This is a genomic window from Acinetobacter sp. ANC 5378 (assembly GCF_013004315.1).
Classification (GTDB): Bacteria; Pseudomonadota; Gammaproteobacteria; order Pseudomonadales; family Moraxellaceae; genus Acinetobacter.
In genome coordinates this window covers 64,735-82,506 of the sequence record NZ_JABERK010000011.1, presented here as the reverse complement: position 1 = coordinate 82,506, position 17,772 = coordinate 64,735, and the positions used below count along the sequence as shown (strand labels likewise).

At 42.0% G+C, this 17,772-nt stretch carries 19 protein-coding genes and 5 tRNA genes; all 24 read right to left on the bottom strand.

Going from position 1 to position 17,772, the window contains the following annotated elements:
* Positions 1–288: 288 nt before the first annotated feature.
* Positions 289–654 (bottom strand): 50S ribosomal protein L7/L12, encoded by a 366-nt coding sequence (gene rplL / locus HLH16_RS03540; RefSeq protein ID WP_131291169.1) that lies wholly within the window; start codon positions 652–654, stop codon positions 289–291.
* A gap of 48 nt (positions 655–702) precedes the next feature.
* Complete coding sequence (rplJ, locus tag HLH16_RS03535; protein WP_131291171.1) at positions 703–1,209, bottom strand: 50S ribosomal protein L10; 507 nt, start codon at positions 1,207–1,209, stop codon at positions 703–705.
* Positions 1,210–1,513: 304 nt separating this feature from the next.
* Positions 1,514–2,209, bottom strand: a complete 696-nt coding sequence (gene rplA / locus HLH16_RS03530; RefSeq protein WP_131291173.1) for a 50S ribosomal protein L1 — start codon at positions 2,207–2,209, stop codon at positions 1,514–1,516.
* Positions 2,210–2,212: 3 nt separating this feature from the next.
* On the bottom strand, positions 2,213–2,641 hold the full coding sequence (gene rplK / locus HLH16_RS03525) for a 50S ribosomal protein L11 (protein WP_131291175.1): 429 nt from the start codon (positions 2,639–2,641) through the stop codon (positions 2,213–2,215).
* Positions 2,642–2,761: 120 nt separating this feature from the next.
* Entirely contained in the window at positions 2,762–3,295 is a 534-nt protein-coding gene (gene nusG, locus HLH16_RS03520; RefSeq protein WP_067726918.1) for a transcription termination/antitermination protein NusG, read from the bottom strand.
* A 7-nt stretch (positions 3,296–3,302) separates the two neighbouring features.
* Positions 3,303–3,743, bottom strand: coding sequence for a preprotein translocase subunit SecE (gene secE, locus HLH16_RS03515; RefSeq protein ID WP_171528272.1), 441 nt, complete (start codon positions 3,741–3,743; stop codon positions 3,303–3,305).
* A gap of 73 nt (positions 3,744–3,816) precedes the next feature.
* Positions 3,817–3,892: transfer RNA gene (locus tag HLH16_RS03510), tRNA-Trp, on the bottom strand.
* 52 nt (positions 3,893–3,944) lie between these two features.
* On the bottom strand, positions 3,945–5,135 hold the full coding sequence (gene tuf / locus HLH16_RS03505) for an elongation factor Tu (RefSeq protein WP_131291179.1): 1,191 nt from the start codon (positions 5,133–5,135) through the stop codon (positions 3,945–3,947).
* Positions 5,136–5,282: 147 nt separating this feature from the next.
* Positions 5,283–5,357 (bottom strand) — tRNA-Thr (locus tag HLH16_RS03500).
* A gap of 14 nt (positions 5,358–5,371) precedes the next feature.
* A tRNA-Gly gene (locus tag HLH16_RS03495) sits at positions 5,372–5,447 on the bottom strand.
* A gap of 38 nt (positions 5,448–5,485) precedes the next feature.
* A tRNA-Tyr gene (locus HLH16_RS03490) sits at positions 5,486–5,569 on the bottom strand.
* A gap of 53 nt (positions 5,570–5,622) precedes the next feature.
* Positions 5,623–5,698: transfer RNA gene (locus tag HLH16_RS03485), tRNA-Thr, on the bottom strand.
* A 98-nt stretch (positions 5,699–5,796) separates the two neighbouring features.
* Entirely contained in the window at positions 5,797–7,290 is a 1,494-nt protein-coding gene (gene trpE, locus HLH16_RS03480) for an anthranilate synthase component I (RefSeq protein ID WP_171528271.1), read from the bottom strand.
* 116 nt (positions 7,291–7,406) lie between these two features.
* The gene (locus HLH16_RS03475) at positions 7,407–8,078 is read right to left on the bottom strand and encodes a phosphoglycolate phosphatase (protein ID WP_171528270.1); all 672 of its coding nucleotides are present in this window, start codon (positions 8,076–8,078) and stop codon (positions 7,407–7,409) included.
* Between the two features lie 93 nt (positions 8,079–8,171).
* The gene (locus HLH16_RS03470) at positions 8,172–8,906 is read right to left on the bottom strand and encodes an FHA domain-containing protein (RefSeq protein ID WP_171528269.1); all 735 of its coding nucleotides are present in this window, start codon (positions 8,904–8,906) and stop codon (positions 8,172–8,174) included.
* A 69-nt stretch (positions 8,907–8,975) separates the two neighbouring features.
* Positions 8,976–11,249: a type II secretion system secretin GspD gene (gspD, locus tag HLH16_RS03465; RefSeq protein WP_171528268.1), complete on the bottom strand. Its 2,274-nt coding sequence runs from the start codon at positions 11,247–11,249 to the stop codon at positions 8,976–8,978.
* A 43-nt stretch (positions 11,250–11,292) separates the two neighbouring features.
* The gene (locus tag HLH16_RS03460; protein WP_171528267.1) at positions 11,293–12,141 is read right to left on the bottom strand and encodes a type II secretion system protein N; all 849 of its coding nucleotides are present in this window, start codon (positions 12,139–12,141) and stop codon (positions 11,293–11,295) included.
* Entirely contained in the window at positions 12,141–12,884 is a 744-nt protein-coding gene (gspN, locus tag HLH16_RS03455) for a type II secretion system protein N (protein ID WP_171528266.1), read from the bottom strand. Before gspN ends, HLH16_RS03460 begins: the two co-directional genes overlap by 1 nt.
* 172 nt (positions 12,885–13,056) lie before the next feature.
* The gene (locus tag HLH16_RS03450) at positions 13,057–13,383 is read right to left on the bottom strand and encodes an H-NS histone family protein (RefSeq protein WP_171528265.1); all 327 of its coding nucleotides are present in this window, start codon (positions 13,381–13,383) and stop codon (positions 13,057–13,059) included.
* Between the two features lie 172 nt (positions 13,384–13,555).
* A complete protein-coding gene (locus HLH16_RS03445) occupies positions 13,556–13,978 on the bottom strand; it encodes an acyl-CoA thioesterase (protein ID WP_171528264.1) in 423 nt (140 codons plus the stop codon).
* A gap of 10 nt (positions 13,979–13,988) precedes the next feature.
* The gene (locus tag HLH16_RS03440; RefSeq protein WP_171528263.1) at positions 13,989–15,182 is read right to left on the bottom strand and encodes a heme biosynthesis protein HemY; all 1,194 of its coding nucleotides are present in this window, start codon (positions 15,180–15,182) and stop codon (positions 13,989–13,991) included.
* Positions 15,183–15,189: 7 nt separating this feature from the next.
* The gene (locus tag HLH16_RS03435) at positions 15,190–16,032 is read right to left on the bottom strand and encodes a hypothetical protein (protein ID WP_171528262.1); all 843 of its coding nucleotides are present in this window, start codon (positions 16,030–16,032) and stop codon (positions 15,190–15,192) included.
* A complete protein-coding gene (locus HLH16_RS03430) occupies positions 16,029–16,808 on the bottom strand; it encodes a uroporphyrinogen-III synthase (protein WP_171528261.1) in 780 nt (259 codons plus the stop codon). The genes HLH16_RS03435 and HLH16_RS03430 overlap by 4 nt, the downstream gene beginning before the upstream one ends.
* A gap of 1 nt (position 16,809) precedes the next feature.
* The gene (hemC, locus tag HLH16_RS03425; protein WP_171528260.1) at positions 16,810–17,727 is read right to left on the bottom strand and encodes a hydroxymethylbilane synthase; all 918 of its coding nucleotides are present in this window, start codon (positions 17,725–17,727) and stop codon (positions 16,810–16,812) included.
* Positions 17,728–17,772 lie beyond the last annotated feature (45 nt).

Sequence of the window (17,772 nt, the reverse complement as noted above, 5' to 3'; positions counted from 1 at the left end):
GTAAACTAAGCCCGCCTGCAGAACGAGCCTAGAAGGAATTACACAGGCCGATATGGCCACCACTTTTTACAAATGCTGCAATTTTTAGTGGTATTAAAACGCTTAGCAATATTTTCAAATATGATAAATATTGGTAAACATTTGATTTTATTGATTTATTATAATAATTGACGGCTTTTACATCAATCAAACAAAAATCGAGCCGATTATTGTAACGCAAAAAGGCTGATGACCCAAGAGCCATCAGCCAAATTTCGGGATCAATTTAAAAATTGACCCCTGGCTAAATTACTTAACAGTAACTGTAGCACCAGTAGTTTCAAGCTTAGCTTTAAGTTCTTCAGCTTCTTCTTTAGAAACGCCTTCTTTAAGAACTTGTGGAGCGCCTTCAACTAAGTCTTTAGCTTCTTTCAAGCCAAGACCAGTAACTTCACGAACTGCTTTAATTACAGCAACTTTGTTCGCGCCGAAAGAAGTCAATTCAACATTGAATTCTGATTGCTCTTCAGCAGCAGCAGCAGCAGGACCAGCAGCTACAGCTACAGCAGCAGCAGATACGTTGAATTTCTCTTCGAAAGCAGAAATAAGTTCAACAAGTTCAAGAACAGTTTTTTCAGCAACTGCGTTTAGGATTTCTTCGTTTGTTAAAGCCATGAGAGTAACTCCAAATGGGTATTGAATGGTGTGTGAATAGATTTAAGCTTATGCAGCTTCTGACTCGTTTTTCTCTTGAAGCGCTGTAAGTAAGCGACCCAATTTCGAAATAGGAGCTTGAAGAACAGATGCAAGCATAGTAAGCGCTTTTTCTTGGTTCGGAAGATTCGCGATAACGCTAATTTCTTCACCTTGATAAAGTTTGCCATCAAATGCAGCAGCTTTAAGTTCAAATGCTTTGTTAGTTTTCGCAAATTCTTCGAACAAACGAGCAGCAGCGCCCATGTCGTCTTCAGAAGTAGAGAAAGCTAAGATTGTTGGGCCAACAAGGTTGTCGTTCAAGATATTGAATTGAGTATCTTGAAGAGCGCGTTTAGCTAGAGTATTACGTACAACACGTGTAGCAACACCTAGTTTACGAGCTTCAACACGAAGAGCAGTTAATTGCTCAACAGTTAAACCTTGGTAGTCAGCAACAACAGCAGCAAATGCAGTAGAAGCAACTTCAGTTACTTCAGCTACGATCTGTTTTTTGCCTTCGATAAGAAGAGCCATTGTAAAACCTCCTAACGGTGATTTATGTGCTTACGCGAAGCACACTCCCAATTCGTTAATCCATCACTGGACTAACACGCGGAGGATGAACAAATCACACCACCGCGTCTACTCGGACTGGACTTTTAAGAAGTGAGTTCCGAAGAACTCCCCTCGCCCGAGGTCTTTGACGCTGATAAACAAATATTTATCAATTCAAAGTTTGCCTAAGTTTGCAAAATACGACGGAGCGTTTCTTGCGTAAAAATCAAAGCAGCGCTTTGATTTTTACTCAGGGCTTTAAAATTCTGTAATAAGTCGAGACTTATTTAGAAACGTTTGCTACATCAACGATCAAACCAGGACCCATAGTTGAGCTCAAAGTGATCTTTTGAATGTATACGCCTTTAGACGTAGCAGGTTTTAAACGTTTCAAGTCAGCAACAAGTGCTTCAACGTTTGAACGAACAGCTTCAGCAGTGAAACCTACTTGACCAATCGCAGCGTGGATAATACCCGCTTTGTCTACGCGGTAACGTGCTTGACCAGCTTTTGCATTTTTAACTGCAGTTGCTACGTCAGGAGTTACAGTACCAACTTTAGGGTTTGGCATTAAGCCACGTGGACCAAGGATCGTACCAAGTTTACCTACAACGCGCATTGCATCTGGAGCAGCAATTACTACGTCAAAGTCAAGGTTACCCGCTTGGATGCTTTCAGCAAGATCGTCAAAACCTACAACGTCTGCGCCTTCAGCTTTAGCAGCTTCAGCAGCAGCGCCTTGAGCGAATACTGCTACACGTACAGTTTTACCAGTACCTGCAGGAAGCGTAGTCGCGCCACGAACAACCTGGTCAGATTTACGAGGATCAACACCTAGGTTTACCGCAACATCCAAAGATTCTTTGAATTTAGGAGCTGGAAGGCTCTCTAGAACTGCAACAGCTTCTTCTAGCGTGTAAACTTTGTGCGCTTCTACAGCAGCTACGATCGCTTTTTGACGTTTAGTTAATTTAGCCATGTCTTAAAGCTCCACTTCCAAGCCCATAGAACGCGCAGAACCAGCAATGGTACGTACACGTGCGTCTAAGTCAGCACCAGTCAAATCTGGTTCTTTAGTAGTCGCAATTTCTTCGATTTGAGCACGAGTCAACTTACCAACTTTAGTTTTGTTAGGTACAGCTGAACCCTTCTGGATACCAGCAGCTTTCTTAAGAAGAACAGCAGCAGGTGGAGTTTTCATGATGAATGTGAACGACTTGTCGTTGTACACAGTAATCACTACAGGAATTGGTAGACCAGCTTCAAGTTTTTGTGTAGCAGCATTGAATTCTTTACAGAATGCCATGATGTTAACACCACGTTGACCTAGTGCAGGACCAATCGGTGGAGATGGATTCGCTTTACCAGCTGGAACTTGCAGCTTGATATAGCCGTCAATCTTCTTAGCCATTTCAAATTACCTCTGGGTGCAAACGCCGATGAAGGCTCCCCAATGATTTCAAGTAACGATAACCGTTACAACAACAATGCCCAATCCATAACAAATCGGGCGTTTTCCAACCAACTTAAATTAGTTCGCTTTTTCGACTTGGCGAAATTCGAGCTCAACCTGAGTTGGTCGATTGAATACATTAATGGTCAACGTTAAACGCGACTTCTCGTATTGAACTTCTTCCACCACGCCTTTAAAGTCGGTGAATGGACCATCAATAACAAGTAATTCTTCACCTGGTTCAAACATCGTCTTAGGACGAGGTGCTTCACCAGTATTGCGTACACGTGCAAGAATCGCATCAGCTTCTTTTTGCGTAATTGGAGCCGGTTTTTCAGCCGTACCACCAATAAAACCTAATACTTTTGGACATTCTTTAACAATGTGCCAAGTATCATCATTCATTTCCATTTCAACTAATACATAGCCAGGAAAGAATTTACGCTCTGATTTACGCTTCTTGCCATCCTTCATTTCTACGACTTCTTCAGTCGGAACCAGGACTTCACCAAAGCTATCGGCTACAGCGCTACGCTGGATTCGATCATTAAGCGAGCGTAACACCTGTTTTTCATAACCTGAATAGGCATGAATAATGTACCAACGTTTCATAGCTCTCTTACCCGATAATAAACTTCATTAACCAGCCTAAAATGTAATCAAAACACCATAAAACTATGGAAGCGATTACAACAACCGCAAGAACATGCCAAGATGTGGTCACTGTTTCCTGCTTGGTCGGCCAAGTCACACGACGTAACTCAATTCGCGCATCTTTCAACAAACGAACAAAGCCTTTGCCTTGATGGGTGGCGTATAATAAACCTAAAGCCACTACGATACAAGCCAAAATCACACAAACGCGTACAGCAACATTATTCGCAGGTGCCCAATACGCTGGCAAATACTGACCCGCCATGGCCGCACCGACTAATAAAATCAATGCGATAACCCATAGAACTATATCTAAAGGAGAACCAGAATTAACAACTTCAGCAGAATTATTTCTTTGTGGAATTGGCGCTTCGCTTAATGCGTCACGCGATTTATCATTCGACATTTTTGTACTCGTCGTAGGCTTCGCGACTTATTATATGACAATTTAACCAGCATCAAGTTTTTTTTTAAAAAAATGGCAGGCCAGGAGGGACTCGAACCCCCAACATTCGGTTTTGGAGACCGACGCTCTACCAATTGAACTACTGACCTATAATACAAATCGGGAACCAAAGTCCCCGACCTGTAGTTTCAACTTATCGTATTATGCAGTTACTTTAGCAACAACACCAGCACCAACTGTACGACCACCTTCACGGATCGCAAAACGTAGACCTGGGTCCATTGCGATTGGGTGGATCAATTCTACTGACATTTCAACGTTGTCACCAGGCATTACCATTTCCACGCCTTCTTGTAATTGGATTGCGCCAGTTACGTCAGTTGTACGGAAATAGAATTGTGGACGGTAACCGTTAAGGAATGGAGTATGACGGCCACCCTCTTCTTTAGAAAGTACGTATACTTCTGCGTCGAATTTAGTATGCGGCTTGATTGTACCTGGTTTAGCAAGTACTTGACCACGTTGAACGTCTTCACGTTTAGTACCACGTAGAAGAACACCACAGTTCTCGCCAGCACGACCTTCGTCAAGCAATTTACGGAACATTTCAACGCCAGTTACAGTTGTTTTAACTGTATCTTTAATACCAACAATTTCAACTTCTTCGCCAACTTTAACGATACCAGCTTCAACACGGCCTGTTACTACAGTACCACGACCTGAAATTGAGAATACGTCTTCGATTGGCATCAAGAATGCTTTGTCGATCGCACGTTCTGGTTCAGGAATGTAAGAATCAAGCGCAGCAACCAATTCGATTACAGCAGATTCGCCATACTGACCTTGGTCACCATTAAGTGCAGCAAGCGCTGAACCACGGATGATTGGAGTGTCATCACCTGGGAAGTCATAAGTAGAAAGAAGTTCACGAACTTCCATTTCTACCAATTCAAGCAATTCTTCGTCATCAACAAGGTCACACTTGTTAAGGAATACAAGAATGTAAGGTACACCAACCTGACGAGAAAGAAGGATGTGTTCACGAGTCTGTGGCATAGGACCATCAGTCGCAGCACATACAAGGATCGCGCCGTCCATTTGAGCAGCACCAGTGATCATGTTTTTAACATAATCGGCGTGACCTGGACAGTCTACGTGCGCGTAGTGACGAGTTGGAGAATCGTATTCTACGTGTGAAGTATTAATGGTAATACCACGTGCTTTTTCTTCTGGTGCAGAGTCAATTGCTGCGTAATCTTTAGCTTCACCGCCGTAAGTTTTTGCACAAATTGTTGCAATTGCAGCAGTTAAAGTTGTTTTACCATGGTCGACGTGACCAATTGTACCCACGTTTACGTGTGGCTTATTACGTTCAAACTTAGCCTTAGCCATGATGATCTTCCTCGTTTACGTCGAACACGGTCTTAAACAACTCAGCTTCGACAGGTCGCCTAAAAAACTAAACACCCAATACTTGAAAAGCAGACTAATAAGCCTGCTTTTTAAAAACTTTGTGACCAAGTCACTAAACTGTATATCTGGAGCTCTTATCCAGATTTGAACTGGAGACCTCTCCCTTACCAAGGGAGTGCTCTACCACTGAGCTATAAGAGCAATAAAATATTCGATGGAGCGGGAGACGAGGGTCGAACTCGCGACATGCAGCTTGGAAGGCTGCCGCTCTACCAACTGAGCTACTCCCGCATTATTGGTACAACCACACTGTATCGAATTTCTTAAATTGGTGGTGAGGGAAGGATTCGAACCTTCGAAACTTTCGTAGCGGAGTTACAGTCCGCCCCCTTTGACCGCTCGGGAACCTCACCACATACACTTATTTCAGTGTCACTCTTCAACTTAACCATTCAAACCTCTAAGATGGTGCCGGCACACGGATTCGAACTGTGGACCTACTGATTACAAGTCAGTTGCTCTACCAACTGAGCTATGCCGGCGTTTCTTAGTGTTTCGTACGTTTCGTATCGGAACGGTGTGCAGTTTAGCAAAACTTGAAATCCGCGCAAGTGTTTTTTTCAAAAAAACCGTCAAAAACTCATAAAATCAATCCATTTGATGATAATTCAACCGCTTTGATCACTGCGCGAGCTTTTATCTGGGTTTCATTCCACTCAGATTCAGGATTTGAGTCTACCACCAGCCCCGCTCCTGCCTGTACATAGACCTTATTTTCACGAATCACACAGGTACGAATGGCAATCGACATGTCCATTTCACCATGCCAGCCTAAATAACCCACAGCACCACCAAAAACACCGCGTTTTACTGGCTCAACCTCATCAATAATCTCCATGGCACGGATTTTCGGCGCACCAGAAAGCGTGCCTGCCGGGAAAGTGGCTTTAAAAACATCCAAGGCATCGACATCATCGCGAACTTCACCCTGTACATTGGAGACAATATGCATCACATGTGAATAACGCTCGATCACCATTTGATCAGTAACTTTCACTTTGCCAATTTTTGACACACGTCCGACATCATTTCGCCCCAAGTCAATCAGCATTAAATGTTCAGCAATCTCTTTCTCATCCGAAAGCAAGTCTTGCTCAAGTGCCAAATCTTCTTCTTTGGTCTTGCCACGTGGGCGTGTACCGGCCAGTGGACGTACCGTGGCAATGCCATTTTCCAGACGTGACAAAATTTCAGGAGAAGAACCGACAATATGGAAGGGTTTTTTATTGTCTAAGGTTTGCCCTTGCACCAAAAACAAATACGGCGATGGATTGAGATGACGAAGCGCACGATAAACCTGTAAAGGCTCACCATCAAAATCAGACACCATACGATGACCCGGCACCACTTGCATCACATCGCCTGCACGAATGTATTCTTTGACCGTTTCAATCGACTCAAGGTACTTTTCTTTGCCTGTGAGGGATTCAAAATGCGGTGCCGTATGTTTTTTCGCTTGCAGGCTAATCGGTTGGGCTAATAATGCTTCCAGGTCATCTAATTGTTGTTGTGCCTTAGCATAGGCATCTGGGTCGTTGACATCAGCATGCACAATTAAGAATAAAGTGTCTTTCAAGTTATCAAATACAATCACTGTTTTAGACAACATCATCCAGATATCCGGCAAACCCACTGGATCGGCTGCTGGCACATTGGTTAAACGCGGCTCGATGTAACGAACTGAATCATAGCCAAAGTAACCAACCAAGCCACCGGTAAAACTCGGCAAGGCTGGCAAGTCCTTTTGCGTTGGCACATGGAACTGGGCTTGAAAATCGCGGATATATTGAAATGGATCACTACAGGCTTGGGTTTCAATTGAACCATCGGCTTGTTGAATAGTTAAAACACTTTCATTGCATGAAAAAACAGTGGATTCACCCAAGCCAATAATGGAATAACGCGCCCAGTTTTCCCCGCCTTCAACCGATTCAAACAAATATGCTTGTTGATGGTCTTTAAGACGTGCAAACACTGAAAGTGGTGTTTCGGTATCAGCTAAACGCTGACGATAAACAGGAATAAGGTTGTAACCGTCAGATTTTAAGCTGTCGAATTGAATTTGAGTGGTCATGAGGATTCTCTATGTTTTCGATATGGGCGGGTTTTAAGTTCGTTTTGGTATTATCTGACTTAGTGTCGCCATCGAAAAACCATACAATTTCTCATTCCAATATCCTTACTTTTAAATTATTTCGCGAGTAATTCTGTTAAATCATCAACCACTTGTTGTGGCTGGCAATCATGAATATCTTCACCATGATTATAGCCATAGCTCACCACAATACAATCCACTCCTGCACGTCGTGCTGCTTCGACATCATTACTGGAATCGCCCAGCATCAATACCTGTTCTTTTGCTAGCTGATATTCATCAACACAATAAAGTAACTGACGTGGATGCGGTTTGCGTTCTTCAAAACGATCGCCACCAATGACGTCGACAAAATATTTGCTTAAACCCAAAGATTCCACAATCATGCGCGCAGGCTGTTCTGGCTTGTTGGTCACACAGATCATTTGTTTATTATTACTTAAACCCCATTCAAGAAAATCCACCACCCCATTAAAAGGCTGGGTATCCACACATGGCTCGGCATTATAAATTCTTAAAAAAGTCTCTAATAATTGTTGATGTTGCGCCGGATCAACCTGTCCGGTTAAATACTGCAAAGTGCTATGACAAAAAAGGGAGGTGCCTTTACCTACCCAAGTCCGAACCTGTTCTTCAGTCACATCCGGTAATTGCAAAACATTCAGGCTCATATTCATGGCACGATATAAATCAGATGCGGAATCCACCAAGGTGCCGTCCAAGTCAAATAAAATAAGTTCACGACTTGCCAATTTTGCTACAGACATCTTCTTCCTCTCATAATTTATCTCATACAACGACATTCGCCTAAATAATTAAGGCATGCGATTGCATGCCTTAATTGTAGGTCGTGCAGACACTTATTTAAAGAATAACCATGCGATGATTGCAAGGATAATCAATGCAATAATGGTCATTAAGCCAACCGATGCATTTTTTTGCTCTTCTTTGGCTTTCTCTACACGCGATACCGGTGCGTCAACGGCTATTGGTGCTTGCTTCTCTGGAATGGCACTTAAGTCCACACCTTCAGGAATTGGAGCAGGTTTTGGCACACCCACATTGGTTGGCATGCCATCACGTGTCACATTGACACTGCTATCACGCTCTTTCAGTTCAGGCATGCCTTGGTCATTCATGTGTTGCGCAACTGTTTTAGATGCTTCCTCCGCTTCTGCGGCTGCAGTTTCAGAAACAGCAACGGCTTCTGAAGGCTGCTCAACAGCAGGAATCTCTTCTGTTTCTGCCACTACAGGTTCAAGCGCAACTGCAGCTGATTCAATTACGACACGTGCAATGTCTTTTGCAGGTTCCAGTACCGAAAACTTCAGACTGGCAAACTGAACAATATCGCCTTGTTTCAACAAGGTTTCATGTTCAATCCGTAAATCATTGACGAATGTGCCGTTAGATGAATTTAAATCCTGCAGCCACAAGGCCTGCTCTTTCAGCAAGAAAGCCGCATGCTTGCGTGAGATTTCCCCGGCTTGCAATACAATATCTGCGCTCTGATGACGACCGACCAACATATCACGGTCGATGCTAATTTCTTGTCCCGTCAATTCACCGGTAATTGCTTGTATTTTCCAAGTCATGAAATGCACTTCTCTTTGCGATTTTTTCTCATCATATCACGGCAAATCTGCAATTCTTTACACACTCTGTTAAGAAGCTGATCGAATCGTGGTCGTAGTTACGGTGTTTTTAGTTCTTTCAACCTCAGATTTGGGTACTTGGATCACTTGCCTTTGTACCATTGGCTCAATTGCCACAGGGGTGGTAACCGTAGCGGCATTGGACTTATTTTGCCCACCTGAGGGTACAGTTTGATAACCCGGTACTTTTGCAGCTGAAGGCGTTACCGGTAGACGTTGTTGATAAATATCATCCACATTTTCTGGTAACTTCGAGAAAGTCCCATCCTGATCCATCGCCAACTGCAAGCTATACAACTGACTGTAACGTTGCTGAGACAAACGCTTCACATCTTTAGCATCACCAACAATGGTGGGATGGATAAAGACCAGTAAATTGCGTTTTTCATTGGATTTAACATCAGATCTAAACAAACGCCCTATCCCCGGAATAGCACCCAAACCCGGCACAGACTGGCGACCCTGAAGAGAATTATCCGAAATCAAACCGCCTAAAACGATGGTTTGACCATGCTCAGCCAAAATCGAGGTTTTTATTGCGCGTTTACTGGTGACCAAATCCTGTGCCTGACCACGATCACGGGCTACAGCAGAAACTTCCTGCTCCACTTCTAAACGGACTGAGCCACCCTCACCAATATGCGGCACCACTTTTAAAGTCACACCAACATCTTTACGTTCAACCGTAGTATACGGATTGATGCCGGCTGTGGTGGTCGCAACGGAACCTGTGACAAAAGGTACGTTCTGTCCCACCACAATATACGCTTCTTCATTGTCCATGGTCACAATGGATGGCGTGGAGAGTAAATTGGACTTGGTTCTACTGTTTAGTGCCTGAATCAGTGCGCCATAAAGTTTACGCGAACCATTACTACCTTCTTTATAATCAGCAAGAACCAATGAAGTGCCTTTTAACCCGGCTGCTGCAGCACCTAAACCGGCAGACCCACCCGTTAAATAGCCACCTGCCAGGCTGGCTAGACTTGCCCCTGCATTATCAAAGCTAATTAATCCAATGCCGCTGCTTAAGTCACCCAAGGCCCATTGCACACCAAGTTGATCGGCATCACTTCCCTCAACCTCAATGATGGCCGCCTCAATGAGCACCTGTTGACGACGGATATCCAGTTGCTGAATGGCGGATTCGATTTCACGCATCAATTGTGGATCAGCTTTCACCACCAATGCATTCTGGCTGTCATCGGCAATAATACTGATGCCATTGCCATTAAAACTGGTGATACTATTTTGATTATTATTACTCGACCCACCACCCAAGTTAATACTTGGGGTTGAAATATTTGATGAGCCACTGCTTGAATTATTCGAGTTATTACTGCTGAGATTATTCATCGCATTATTACCGTTCGACGATGAACTGTTCGAATTTGATGAACTGGAAACCGCCTGACCGGTGACCAAGCCTTGTAAAATTTCCGCCAGACTTTTCGCACTGGCATATTTTAAACGAAAGACTTTGAGTCCACCCAAACGATCTGCAGCAGGCACATCCAGCATTTCAATCATTTGACGGATACGCTTACGCGTTGCAGTATCGCCTTTCAGCACAATCCGGTTGGTTCGTGTATCGGCAATGATGCGGATCCGTGAGCCTTTTAAATCTCGTGCTGCTCCAGTCGAACTCATTGATTCGAGCAAACCAATCATTTCTTCCGCTTGACTCGACTGCAGTGTCACAGTCTCGATATCGTTTTGCCCAGTACCATCTAAATTACGGATAATGGTTTCAAGCTGATAAATATTATTGGCACGGTCTGAAACAATCAGGGCATTGGTCCCCGCAACCGCTGATAAATGCGCGAACTGCGGCATTAAAGGGCGAATCGCAGGAATCAAGTCATTGGGATTGGTATTTTCCAGCCAAATTACCCGAGTTACAATCTGATCACCCGTGGCACGTTGCTTGGCATCATAAGGAATACCGGAACTTTTAACATTGCTATCAGGTACCAGTTTGATGGTATTGCCCGAAGGAATCGCCACCACGCCATTCACATTTAATACACCAAGAAATAACTCGTAAACTTCAGCTTTATTTAAGGGTTTATTCGAAATGACCGTCACATTGCCACGTACACGTGGGTCTACAGCAAAATTCTTCCCGGTAATATCTGCCACTTCATTAATAAATGCGGTTAAATCAGCGTCACGTAAATTGATTTTCCATGTCTGTGCATGGCTTGCAGTGTTCACCATAGCAATAAGTGGTGCAGCTGCAAATAAGGTCCAAACTGAACGATGATGATTAAATAAAGCCATAAAATTCCGTGCTTCCTAACCCTATAATGTGACAATGCATCACTTAAAAATTCTGTTGTATGGTCATCACTTGATCACCACGCTTTATTTCCAATTTAACCTGACCTTCGCGTCTCGCCTGTTCCAGCAATTGGGCATCGCTTTGTCCCTGCCCTACAGCCTGTCCATTTAAAGACATAATCCGGTCACCCGGTTGCAAACCCAGCTTGCTGCGTAATGCTGCAGGAGTTCTTGAAGTGACTTCATAGCCCCCACTTGCCGCATTAACCCCCATATCTTTTAAATATTGTTCACGGTCTTCCTGTATTTTTTGTACTGCTTGCCCCAGAGCACTATTTTCCTGACTCGGCGCAGCTTGATTGGTTTGACTCGATTGATGATTTGAGTTTGAAGCATTCACTACAGGTTGAACGATAGTTTGATCCAGTCCATTTTCAATCCTTTTAAATGGTAACTCTCGGGTCGTACCATTGTTTTGGCGTAATACCACACGATCCCAATACACTTCAGCCAACTGGTAAGAGGTCGTATCAATACTTTCTCCCACCCGATAGCGATCTGCCACGTCATTTACTTTAATCACTGCAGAAGAAAATTGACTCGGGAAACCCACCACCACACCCTGCAATACAAGGTTTATGTTCTCGTCCGCAGCAGCGCTCTTTCCAGCTTCTTGAAACAGTGCAAATGAAGATAGATTAGGGACTTGGGGTTGTTGTGAGCCTAATTCCACCCGCTCTAAATGTATCACTTGAGGAGGAGCCATCAACAACCAAAAAATACTCGCCAACTTCCAGCATAAATATAAAATCAGCAGTGCCAGTAATATCGGTGCAGCACGATCTGCCTGTTTCCAATTTAACTGTTGAATTTTTTCGATCCATTCATTCATTAGAAGCCACCTTTAAACAAAGGTTGGCGCGAACTAATGACATAGGTATCTAAACCCGCTTTACCTTTATAGGAAGCAATATTCATTAATAAACGTTGTGTCAATTGCACATCAAGCATCAAACTTGGATCCAGCTCTAAAGCAATCAGCTTTTGATCACGCTGGTCACGAAGATCAAACATCAGCTTGTTATTTTCATCTGATAGTTTTCCTTTCAATGACGGCATATTCATTCGATCCTGTCGCTGAGCATAGCTATAAATCAACTCACCACCCGCCCACTGCAATTGACCATCTGCCTGGGAAAAACCCTGCTCTTTTTTATAGTTAAAATCGATATCCTGCAATTGAATCGCATTTGTAGGCCACTGCCAATCCACCATATTTTTTAATGTTTCATGTGCAATTTGGCCATTCAAATCTTGGATCATGACTTTCTTGCCCAAGCCATAACCTATAACCCCATCAAGCTGGGTATGCCCATTATGAACTTCGACATGTGCCCCTAAACGCAGCAAAAACAGATCCAATGGCCGTGTTTTCCAACTTAACGACCCTCTTAGATTCCCTTTATGCCAATCTGCTTGCCCCTGCCAAATATTACCGCTTACATTTTGCAAGACCTGGTTGTTTTTATAAAATTTTGAAATGAACCAAGCCGCTGGAATTTGGAGTAATACAAACAGAAAAAAAACGATGATGGCAAAGATCCACCACGTGATGTATTTGGGTTTCTTTATCATCCCACCACGACCAACATATCTATTCTTCTTCCCTGAGCCACGATATTATATTTCTATACACATTATGCACACTTTTTCCACAACGCCAATTCAAAGATATAAAAAAACCAAGCATATATGCTTGGTTTTTTTAGCCTAATCCAACTGGATGACAATCTAATGAATTCTAAAATCAGATGAGGAAGTCTTCCAGTTTTGCACCGCTTTCCAGTTCAGCAACCAACCAACGTGGCTGTTTACCGCGACCCGTCCAAGTCTCAGATGGATTGTTTTTACTACGGTAACGTGGCTCTACAGATTTACGTGTGCTTTTTTTGCGTTTAGTTGCACCAAACTCCAAGATTTGTTCAATCGTCAAACCTACTTTATCTGCAATCTCTAAAATTTGCTGATAAGCATCTTCAACAGCTTGATCTTTTTTAGAAGCAATTAATGCTTCAGCTTCAATTTGTAGACGCTTTAACTCTTCAACAGATAAATTACTAATGTCCGGCATCATATTAACTCCCAAGAATAGATTTTATATATTATTTATTCAAACTCGATCATAATATTTTTATTATCTAAAATATTCAATACAAAAATTTAAATAAATAACAATATTTAAAAGGATTTCACACATTTATATATCTCTATATTTATTTATGAAACCTTTTTTAATAGTTTTAAATTTAATGATTTATGATCATCTCAATTTCAGTCACTTTTTCTCGAATCACAGCAGGTATTTCAGTTTTATTCATATTTTCTTTATTTACACAAACGATGACCGCTTCACTCAATGCAACTACCGTTTGTTGTGCCTCACTCCATAATAAATAACTCATACGCAGTGCACTATTACGCATTTCCTCAACACGTACACCAATTTCAAGCTGGTCTGGATAAAATACCGGACGAATATATTTGCACTGATTTGATGCAACCACCGTATAAACATCTTGTTGAAAAATATTAAGTTCATCCATATAACGAATGCGAGCACTTTCAATATAACGATAATACATGACGTTATTTACATGCCCAAAGGCATCCATATCACCCCAAGCGACTGACTGCTCATAAATAACAGGATAATCCGACAGGGTTAACATTTATTTGGCCTCATATTTTTATTTCAACAAAATTTGCATTATTTTCAAATATTAAATTTAACTGCTTAATTAAATCATCCTGACCTTTTAAAGTAGATTTAATTCTTAAATAATTCATCATTACATTATCTGGGTATAGTTCAAGCAATTTATCCGCTTCAGCATAACGTGCGGTTGCATCGTATATATGCCATTTTGCAAAGGTAAACACCGGCAAAGAAGGATATTTATTTTCCCAATAGTCAATTCGTTGCTCAACCCTTAAATAATCAGGGTTTTGTTTCAATAATTGCTGTTGAAACCATAAATAAAAAACGTCTTGATTAAACTGCTCATCTAACAAATGTAATGCCAAGTCTTCATGTTGCCGACTCATTTCTGGCATACGAGATAACAGCTTTAACCATAAAGTTTTTATCTCATAATTGCGACTATAAATTTGATCTTGCAAGTCTAAATAACGTTGTTGTAAATTTTCCAAATCCTCAACATCAGCTTGATCAAAATCAAGCAATAACTGTTGCAACCATTCCTGTTTGGTTTCGGTGCCTAAATGACCATATTTTGTCGAACGCAAATACACCCATGGAAATTGAAGGGCAAACTTCCCCCATAGCGCTGTTAAGCGTAAATCATAGGCACTTTTGACATCCTTTAACCACGGTGAAAGCTCATGCTGATTTAAAAACTCAAGATGTGTTAAGGCTTGCTCTCCATCATTTTGAGCCAGATAGATTTCAATGCGTTGGATTTCAGCCAATTCAAATGCCATGGCATTGCTTTGATTTAAGATTGCAAGCGCTTGTGGATATTGCTGCTGCATCCAATACAATCGCGAAGCAATAATGCCTTTTAATAAACCCGATTGTGAAAATACCCCTCGAATAAATTCATGCTGGTCTTTAGCTGCCTCTAATAACCACACCACGGCCAACTGTTCATAGGGATGTAAATTTTTAAAATTAAAAACAGTTTCTAGCTTTCTTTGTTCTCGGGTTAAATAACGCTTGATCGCCAACCATAGCAATTGAATCATTAAGCTCAGGCAGGCCAGAAAAATAAAAATGACCCAGATGTTGGTTTGAATTTGCCATTCACGCCAATATAAATAAACATAACCTGCACCATAACCATAACTTAAAACACTTAATCCGGCGATTATAATCAAGCTGATAAAAGCATAGGCAAGTAAAACCTGTTTCATTGATTCATCACCCCAATAATGCACGCGTATTTAAACTTGGCGTCGGAACAACAGTAAATCCTTTTATTTTTTGGATATTCTGAATCAGTTGGCGTGATTTCTTATCCGGTATTTGATTTAACAATTGGATAATTTCAGTCAGCGATTCTTGATATTCTAAATATTGACCTTGCTGTAAAGCCTGATGCGCCAATAATAATCGGAGCTGTGCCTCTTTTAAAATCAATGGACGTTGCATTAAAGCGACGGCAGGTTGTTTTGCAGGCTCAATCACCAGCCAGCGCTGCCAAAAATATTTACTTTGGGGTTGGCTTGAACTTAATTGTGGCGTATTTATTTCTTGGGTTAGTGCTTGATCCAGTTGGTGTATTAAATCATCCACTTTTGTCTGCTGCGCTACTCGGGCACTTGCAAACTGCTGAATCACCTGCTGATCTTTTAAAATCACCTGATGCAAACTTTGCTTCAGTGAAGCTGCTAAAGCATATTGCTCCAAATTGCGATCTAAATACATTAACTTATCTAAGGCTTCATTTAATTTTTGCTGTTTCAGCATAAATTCAATCAAATCCAGCTGCTGTTTAATCACTACAATTGGATCAATGCTTGATGCTTCGATGGTTTTTAAATCATGTTCTGCTTGAGCACCTTGCACTACTACCCCACCCTCAGCATTCACATGACGCTGCAAAGCCACAAGTTGATCATTTAAATTTGCATTGCTTTGTTCAATACGATGCAGGCTGCTGCTTAATTCTGTTTGTTGTGCAGAGATATTAAATACCTCATAACTTAATTTTATAATCCAGAGCAAACTTAAAATGAGTAATAAAATGAGAATTTTCTTCATGTGTTCCCTTGCACAACAACAATCTGCTGCAAAATTGAATCTGTTTTTAAATCAGGTAATCGCGTGATATTAAAACATGCTAATTGATTTTTTTTATAATCCGAAACAACTTGATACAAGCGCTCACCGAGAACAAAGTAATGCCCTTTTTCAATAATCGCTTCTTGACCTTGCATCAACTTAATCCAGTTTAGCCAGCTCGCTTCACTGCTCACCACCATTGCATACTCTGGTTCTTGTTCCAATAAAGGCAATATATCGGGAAGATTCTGCTGAGTGAGTAAAGGACAACGGCGCTCATACAAAATAAAATTTAAAATATGCATGCCTTGCTGTTTTAACTGATCCATCATAAATGGACGCCCCCCCTCACCACGCCAAAAAGCGGTGCACGTTCCAGCATTCATGCTTTTAAGCATTGGAAGTTGCAACATCCCTTCTGATGTTTCAACCAAAGGCACTTCAGCAGCAATTCCATAAGTCGCTAAAGCTTGCGCCGTAGTTTCACCTACCGCAATCCACTGGATCTGCCGAAGCTGATTTAAGTTAATCGAGGCTTGTTTAAAATAATCCATGCCTATTTGAACCGCAGTCGGACTCACCACCACGATCACCTGAGCAGACAGCAACTGCTGATACAACTCAGATAATGCCACTGACCAAGGTCGAGCCACCAATTCCAGTAAAGGTAAATCCAAAACAGGAACTTGAGCCATACGTAAGGTATGACTCAATTTTTCCGCACGATCTTGAGGACGGGTATTAATAAACAGCATATTAATAGAGAGCTTTAAGCAAATCACCCGCGCCTTGTTCCAGCAATTGCTGTGCGAGACTCACCCCCAACTGTTCAGCTTGTTCTGGAGTGCCACTGAGTTCAACTTTTAACAGGGTTAAACCATCTACACTCCCCACACGGCCTTCTATATGGAGTTGCCCTTGATTTAAAGTGGCATATCCTGCAATTGGTACTTGGCAACCGCCTTCTAAATAGGCATTGAAAGCGCGTTCTGCACGAACACAAACATCGGTTTCATCATGTAAAAGCGGTAAAATAAGATCAAGTACCGCTTGGTCTGTCGCACGACATTCCAAGCCGAGTGCGCCCTGTCCAACTGCTGGCAAACTAATTCCAGGTTGCAGGGTATGGCGAATACGTTCAGCCAAACCCAAGCGTTTTAAACCCGCACTCGCCAAAATAATGGCATCGTACAAACCTGAATCCAGTTTCGATAAACGCGTTCCGACATTACCGCGCAAATCAATAATATTTAAATCAGGACGTTGTTTTAAAATCTGGGATTTACGGCGTAGGCTTGAAGTCCCGACTTTTGCACCCTGTGGTAATTCATCAAAACTGTGATAGGTATTGGAGACAAAAGCATCCAGAGGATCTTCACGTTCACAAATCACCGGCAAGCTCAAACCTTCAGGCAAAGCCATAGGTACATCTTTCATCGAATGAACAGCCAAATCTGCACGACCATCCAGCAATGCTGCTTCTAACTCTTTAACAAATAAACCTTTACCACCAATTTTTGCCAAAGGCGTATCCAGGATTTTGTCACCCTGAGTCACGAAGGTTACCAACTCAACTTTAAGATCAGCATGCAATGCCTCTAAACGGGCACGAATATGTTCAGCCTGCCATAAGGCAAGTGGGCTTTGTCGAGTTGCAATCTTCAAAATCTTCATAAATTTTAGAAACAGTCAATGTAAGTACGTTATTCTAAACTTAAC

Coding starts and splice junctions, on each gene's coding strand:
- rplL (WP_131291169.1), bottom strand. CDS start 654: ATGGCTTTAACAAACGAAGAAATCCTAAACGCAGTTGCTGAAAAAACT.
- rplJ (WP_131291171.1), bottom strand. CDS start 1,209: ATGGCTCTTCTTATCGAAGGCAAAAAACAGATCGTAGCTGAAGTAACT.
- rplA (WP_131291173.1), bottom strand. CDS start 2,209: ATGGCTAAATTAACTAAACGTCAAAAAGCGATCGTAGCTGCTGTAGAA.
- rplK (WP_131291175.1), bottom strand. CDS start 2,641: ATGGCTAAGAAGATTGACGGCTATATCAAGCTGCAAGTTCCAGCTGGT.
- nusG (WP_067726918.1), bottom strand. CDS start 3,295: ATGAAACGTTGGTACATTATTCATGCCTATTCAGGTTATGAAAAACAG.
- secE (WP_171528272.1), bottom strand. CDS start 3,743: ATGTCGAATGATAAATCGCGTGACGCATTAAGCGAAGCGCCAATTCCA.
- tuf (WP_131291179.1), bottom strand. CDS start 5,135: ATGGCTAAGGCTAAGTTTGAACGTAATAAGCCACACGTAAACGTGGGT.
- trpE (WP_171528271.1), bottom strand. CDS start 7,290: ATGACCACTCAAATTCAATTCGACAGCTTAAAATCTGACGGTTACAAC.
- HLH16_RS03475 (WP_171528270.1), bottom strand. CDS start 8,078: ATGTCTGTAGCAAAATTGGCAAGTCGTGAACTTATTTTATTTGACTTG.
- HLH16_RS03470 (WP_171528269.1), bottom strand. CDS start 8,906: ATGACTTGGAAAATACAAGCAATTACCGGTGAATTGACGGGACAAGAA.
- gspD (WP_171528268.1), bottom strand. CDS start 11,249: ATGGCTTTATTTAATCATCATCGTTCAGTTTGGACCTTATTTGCAGCT.
- HLH16_RS03460 (WP_171528267.1), bottom strand. CDS start 12,141: ATGAATGAATGGATCGAAAAAATTCAACAGTTAAATTGGAAACAGGCA.
- gspN (WP_171528266.1), bottom strand. CDS start 12,884: ATGATAAAGAAACCCAAATACATCACGTGGTGGATCTTTGCCATCATC.
- HLH16_RS03450 (WP_171528265.1), bottom strand. CDS start 13,383: ATGATGCCGGACATTAGTAATTTATCTGTTGAAGAGTTAAAGCGTCTA.
- HLH16_RS03445 (WP_171528264.1), bottom strand. CDS start 13,978: ATGTTAACCCTGTCGGATTATCCTGTTATTTATGAGCAGTCAGTCGCT.
- HLH16_RS03440 (WP_171528263.1), bottom strand. CDS start 15,182: ATGAAACAGGTTTTACTTGCCTATGCTTTTATCAGCTTGATTATAATC.
- HLH16_RS03435 (WP_171528262.1), bottom strand. CDS start 16,032: ATGAAGAAAATTCTCATTTTATTACTCATTTTAAGTTTGCTCTGGATT.
- HLH16_RS03430 (WP_171528261.1), bottom strand. CDS start 16,808: ATGCTGTTTATTAATACCCGTCCTCAAGATCGTGCGGAAAAATTGAGT.
- hemC (WP_171528260.1), bottom strand. CDS start 17,727: ATGAAGATTTTGAAGATTGCAACTCGACAAAGCCCACTTGCCTTATGG.